This is a genomic window from Rhizobacter sp. P3_B12, from assembly GCF_056402895.1.
Genome location: NZ_JBFUGN010000359.1, coordinates 1 through 5,630, shown reverse-complemented (window position 1 = coordinate 5,630; position 5,630 = coordinate 1). Strand labels below are relative to the sequence as shown.

The window sequence follows — 5,630 nt, the reverse complement described above, 5'->3', positions numbered from 1 at the left end:
GCCCAGGGTCGTAAGCTCGACGCAGGATCTTGCAGCGAAGGTGAAACTATGCGCCGCCTGACCGGTTTCGCCGCAGCCCTGGGGCTGCTGTTGTGCAACAGCCTGTGCCAGGCGCAGGACGACCCGCGGGCCCGCATCGCCACGCCCGGCGACTACCGCTACACGGTGCGGCACGGCGAGCTCGACCGCACGTACCGCGTGCACGTGCCGAAGGCTTTCGATGCCGCGAGGCCGCAGACGCTGGTCGTCGCGTTGCACGGCGGCGGCGGGAGCATGGACTACCAGGCCGATGATGCGAACTACGGGCTGATCAGCCTCTCGGAGCGCGAGGGCGCGGTGCTGGTGTTCCCGAACGGCTACAGCCGCCTGCGCCGCGGCACGCTCGCCACCTGGAATGCCGGCAGCTGCTGCGGCCAGGCGCGCGACCGCGAGGTCGACGATGTCGGCTTCATCCGGCAGGTGGTCGCGAACCTGCAGCAGCAGATGGTGGTCGGCCCGAACCGGGTGTTCGCGACCGGCATGTCCAACGGCGCGATGATGGTCTACCGGCTCGCCTGCGAGGCCGGCGATGTGTTCAGCGCGATCGCCGCGGTGGCCGGCACCGACAACACGCGGCGCTGCACGCCGGCGCGGCCGGTCAGCGTGCTGCACCTCCATGCGCGCAACGACCCGATGGTGCCGTTCGACGGCGGGTTCAGCAGCAACACGCGGCTGCGTGGGGCGACCGGCGAGTTCGCGTCGGTGCCCGACACGGTGGCGCGGTGGGTGCGCCACGATGCCTGCACCGGTGCGCCCCGGACGGTGCTGGAGAAGCCGGGTGCTCGCTGCGAGGTGCATGTGTCGTGCAGCGGCGCGGCGCAGGTGAAGCTGTGCGTCACCGAGACCGGCGGGCATTCGTGGCCCGGTGGGCAGAAGGCACGCGGCGAGGCGCCGAGCCAGGCGGTGTCGGCGAACGCGCTGATGTGGGAGTTCTTCAACCGGCCGTGAGCGGTGTGATAGAACGGCAGCACTCACCGCCAACTTACGCCCCAGCAAAATGCGACCATCGATTGCCCTGGACCGTCAGCGAGGTGCTGTTCGAGCAACCGTCGGCAGGTTCCGTGCGGCCAATCCGAGAGTATTTGGCTCGGTGCTGCTGGGCACCGACAAGGATGGGAGTGACCTCGATCTTCTGGTGGATGCGCTGCCGGGGGCGACACTCTTCGATCTGGGGGGGCTGCACGCAGAGCTCGAGGAGTTGCTCGGTGTTCGCGTTGATCTGTTGACGCCGGCGGACCTGCCGCAACGGTTCCGAGCGAGGGTGCTTGCGGAGGCTGTTCTGGTATGAATCAGCCGCGCTTGGCGGACTAYGCCGGAGCGGCGGTACGGGCATCAAGCTGCGGGCTGTCTTCGATGCGTCGTTCCCGATCCAGCAGCCTCCGTGGAGCCGGCTTTGCCGGGCCACTGGAGGCGCCCCCTTGAGGGGGAGGCGCGTCAGCGCCTCGGGGGTGGGTCATCCATTGCGTTGCACGCCCGCGAGGATATCGAGATCCTTGAACTTCCATTCGTCCGGCGATTCGCAGCGCAGCACCTTGTCCTGGCACCAGGCGCTGCCCAGGTCCATCTCGAGCGGCTCGATGCGCATGTTCGACTTGGTGCTGAAGAAGGCCTTGACCTTCGGTGCCAGCAGGTTCTGCGCGTTCTGCGCGGTCACTACCGCGAGCTTGCCGGACTGCAGCCGCAGCAGCGAGCCGATCGGGTAGATGCCCACCGTCTTGACGAAGGCCTGGAACACGCGCGGCTCGAAGTGACCCTTCCACTGCGCCATGCGGCGCAGCGCCTCGCCCGGATCCCAGCCGCTCTTGTACGGCCGCACCGAGGTGATCGCGTCGTACACGTCGCACACCGCGCCCATCTTCGCGAACAGGCTGATCTGCTCGCCCGACAGCTTGTGCGGGTAGCCGCTGCCATCGACCTTCTCGTGGTGGTGCAGGCACACGTCGAGCACCACGGCGCCGGCGCTGCCACCTTCGAGCAGCATCTCGTGGCCGCGCTCGGGGTGGCTTTTCATGATGTCGAACTCGGCATCGGTGAGCTTGCCGGGCTTGTTCAGCACCTCGAGCGGCATCACCGCCTTGCCCAGGTCGTGCAGCATGCCGGCCAGGCCGGCCTTCTTCAGCTGCTCGCCCTGCAGGCCGAGCTGGCGGCCGAGCGACACCATCAGCGCGCAGACGGCCACCGAGTGCATGTAGGTGTATTCATCGGCGCGCTTGAGCCGCGCGACGCTGATCAGCGCGCCGGGGTTGCGCAGCACCGATTCGGAGATCTCCTCGACCAGCTCCTCGCACTGGCCGGCGTCGATCGCGCGGCCCAGCCGCGCCTCGCCGAACATCGACGCGATCTTCGGCACCGAGCGGCGGTACAGCGCGGCGGCCTTGGCCATCGCGGCATCGCCGCTGTCGAGCGCATCGAACTCCATCGGCATCGACGCGACGAACTCCAGCTCGCGCTCGACCTCGTCGGCCACCGATTCCTGCGTGATGGCCCGTACCGTGGCCGCGGGCCCTTCGATATCCAGGCCCTTGCCGGTGTCGATCCAGAGTTCGGTCACGCCGCCGGACTGGATGCGTTCGAAGTCGGYGTCGCTCTTCAGCGTGAATTTCGAGCGCCAGAACGGGTGATCCATCCACGAGCCGCAGAACTCGTGGACATGCATGCCCAGGCGCAACTCGCTGACGGCTATTTTCTTGATCACGCTCGACTTCCGGACTTGTGCACTGGTTCACGGTGGCGCCACGCCTCCCCTGACGAGCTGTCCACCTGTGCAGGATATCGGCACCTCGGGCTGCGCATTGAGACGCTTGCGCAATGATTTCACGCCGGGGTGCACGCTCGGCGCCCCCGATTGCGCCGCCCGCCGCGCCGGGCTAAAAGCCCATCCCATGGCCACACTCCCGCCGGCGACCGCCGCACTGCATCCGCCGCGTCGCAAGTTCGCGGCCCTGCTGGTCGGTGCAACGCTGGCCGCCTCGCTGCTGATCGGCTGGCTGCTGTGGGTGGCGCGGCAGGATGCCATCCAGTCCGCCCAGACCACCGCGCTGAACTACGCGCGCACGCTGGAGGTGCGCATGGACGGCACCTTCCGCCGCACCGATGCCGTGCTGCGCGCGCTGACGCAGACGGTGCCGCCCGCGGCGCTCGCACCGCAGGGCGAACTCGCCCACGCCCGGCAGGTCAACGGCGAACTCGACGCGATGCTGCGCGATTTCGACGAGCTGATCGCGCTGCGCATCATCGATGCCCGCGGCGACCAGCGCTACGTGACCTCGTCGTCCACCACGCCGATGGCGAACTATGCCGATCGCTCGTTCTTCAAGGCCTACCAGCGCGACGCGCAGGCCGGCCTGCTGTTCACCGATGTGGTGACCGGCCGCGTCAGCCAGCGCCCGACCATCGTGATGACGCGCCCGGTGCTCGATGCGCAAGGCCGGTTCGTCGGTGCCGCGCTGGCGCCGCTTGACCTCACCTACTTCCAGCAGCAGTTCCGCAAGCTCGACATCGGCCGCAACGGCACGGTGTTCCTGCGCCGCACCGAGGCCGGGAATCTGGTGCTGCGCTGGCCGCAGATCGATGCCGAGGTCAACAAGCCGATGCCGCCCGACCAGCCGATCCTGCGCGCGGTCAAGGCCGGGCAGCCGGAGGCGGTGAACGAGTACGTCGCCTTCACCGACGGCGTGCGGCGCATCTCGGGCACGGTGGTCGTGAAGGGCTACCCGTTCTTCCTGACGGTAGCGCTCAGCCACGACGACGTGCTCGCCAGCTGGCGGCGCCTGGCGCTGTTCACCGCGCTGGCCTGGCTGCTGCTGCACCTGCTGATCATCGTGATGGTGCGCCGGCTGTGGCGCAGCGACCGCGAGCGCCGCTCGCTCGAGGCACAGCTGCGCGAATCGCAGCGCATCGAGTCGATCGGCACGCTGGCCGGCGGCATCGCGCATGACTTCAACAACATCCTCGCGGCGATCCTCGGCAACGTCGCGTTGGCGCGCGAGGACATCGGTGCCGGCCACCCGGCGCTCGCGAGCCTGGAGCAGATCCACAAGGCCAGCGTGCGCGCCCGCGACCTGGTGCAGCAGATCCTCGCGTTCGGCCGCCGCCAGCCGCAGGCGCTGGTCAACCAGCCGCTGCAGCCGCTGGTGGAGGAATCGGTGCGGCTGCTGCGTTCCACGCTGCCGGCGGCGGTGTCGCTGGAGTGCCGCCTGGCAGCGCCGGCGCTGCACGTCAACGCCGACGGCACCCAGGTGCAGCAGGTGCTGATGAACCTGTGCACCAACGCCTGGCATGCGCTGCAGGGGCGGCCGGGGCGCATCGAGGTCGGGCTGGCGGCGTACGAGGTGGTGCCGGGCGACGAGCGCGCCATGGGCACCACGCCRCCACTGGCCGCCGGGCACCATGCCCACCTGTGGGTGCAGGACCAGGGCGTCGGGATGGACGCGGCCACGCAGGCGCGCATCTTCGAGCCGTTCTTCACGACCAAGCCGACCGGGCAGGGCACCGGGCTCGGGCTGTCGGTGGTGCACGGCATCGTCGCGGCGCACCACGGCGCGATCCGCGTCGACAGCGCGCCCGGGCTCGGCACGACGATGCACCTCTACCTGCCGGCCGCCGAAGCGGAGCCGGTCGAGGAAGCGCTGCCGGTCACCGCGCCCGGGGCGCTGCAAGGCGCCGRCCAGCACGTGGCCTACGTCGACGACGACGAGGTGATCGTGCTGATGGTGGAGCGGCTGCTGCTGCAGGCTGGCTACCGGGTCACTGCGTTCCGCGATGGGCACGAGGCGGTCGCGGCGGTCGCCGTGCGGCCGCTGGCCTTCGACCTCGTGATCACCGACTTCAACATGCCGGGCTACTCCGGCCTCGACGTGGCGCTGGCGCTGCGCGACATCCGCGCCGACCTGCCGGTGGTGATCAGCTCGGGCTACATCACCGAGGAACTGCAGGCCCAGGCCGCCGATGCGGGCGTCCGCAGCCTGATGCGCAAGCAGAACACGATGGAGGAACTGCTGCGGCTGGTGCGGCGGGTGCTGGCGACCTGACGGCGCTGCAACGGGTCAAGCGGCTGCGTGGGCCTCGACCCGGCTCAGCCAGTGGTCGAAGTGGGGGCACCGCGCGCGGATGGTCGGCAGGCCGATGCGCTGCGCAGCTGGCGGTCCGTGCAGGGCCTTCCGATAGCCCGGAAACAGATCGAGCAGCCGCCTGGATGGTGCCGTCTCCGGCTTCTCGTTGATGTCTTCCGGCGCGTGGGCATTGGCGATGGAAGCAAAGGCCGCCGATTGCCGTGGTTGCGCCAACACCGAGGGAACGGTCTGCGGATCGGAGAACAGCCACGCTTCAAATTCGTGAAGCGCAATGAAGGGAAGGAAATTGGGCTGCCCGACGTCGACCTGCAAGGCGCGCTCGACGTGCTGGACACGCTGCCTCGGCGTGCCATGGGCGGGGCGGTCCGACATCCCGGGGAAATCCGTTGGCAACGCGTAGTAGTCGATCATGCTGGTCACCAGGGCGCCACCACTGCCGACAAGGACCCGCCGCAGGTGCTCACGGAACTGGCCGTAGCTGTGGATGCCGCCCTTGAACGTGCCGCCGTCCTTCACACG

5 protein-coding genes are annotated in these 5,630 nt (G+C 69.1%); 3 read left to right on the top strand and 2 right to left on the bottom strand.

Annotation, left to right across the window (positions count from 1 at the left end; all coding sequences use genetic code 11):
- Positions 1–48 precede the first annotated feature (48 nt).
- Both AC1D01_RS18390 and AC1D01_RS18385 read left to right on the top strand, forming a co-directional pair.
- Positions 49–987, top strand: coding sequence for a CE1 family esterase (locus AC1D01_RS18390; protein ID WP_477868764.1), 939 nt, complete (start codon positions 49–51; stop codon positions 985–987).
- A 49-nt stretch (positions 988–1,036) separates the two neighbouring features.
- Entirely contained in the window at positions 1,037–1,327 is a 291-nt protein-coding gene (locus tag AC1D01_RS18385; RefSeq protein ID WP_477868762.1) for a nucleotidyltransferase family protein, read from the top strand.
- A gap of 165 nt (positions 1,328–1,492) precedes the next feature.
- Here the strand turns inward: AC1D01_RS18385 and AC1D01_RS18380 are convergent, their stop codons facing one another.
- The gene (locus tag AC1D01_RS18380; RefSeq protein ID WP_477868760.1) at positions 1,493–2,734 is read right to left on the bottom strand and encodes an HD-GYP domain-containing protein; all 1,242 of its coding nucleotides are present in this window, start codon (positions 2,732–2,734) and stop codon (positions 1,493–1,495) included.
- A 187-nt stretch (positions 2,735–2,921) separates the two neighbouring features.
- Here AC1D01_RS18380 and AC1D01_RS18375 point away from each other — a divergent pair, with 187 nt between their 5' ends.
- Positions 2,922–5,069, top strand: coding sequence for an ATP-binding protein (locus AC1D01_RS18375; protein WP_477868758.1), 2,148 nt, complete (start codon positions 2,922–2,924; stop codon positions 5,067–5,069).
- 15 nt (positions 5,070–5,084) lie between these two features.
- Here the strand turns inward: AC1D01_RS18375 and AC1D01_RS18370 are convergent.
- Positions 5,085–5,630 (bottom strand): DUF4276 family protein (locus tag AC1D01_RS18370; RefSeq protein ID WP_477868756.1); only part of this gene is annotated, 546 nt, incomplete at its 5' end.

Coding starts and splice junctions, on each gene's coding strand:
- AC1D01_RS18390 (WP_477868764.1), top strand. CDS start 49: ATGCGCCGCCTGACCGGTTTCGCCGCAGCCCTGGGGCTGCTGTTGTGC.
- AC1D01_RS18385 (WP_477868762.1), top strand. CDS start 1,037: ATGCGACCATCGATTGCCCTGGACCGTCAGCGAGGTGCTGTTCGAGCA.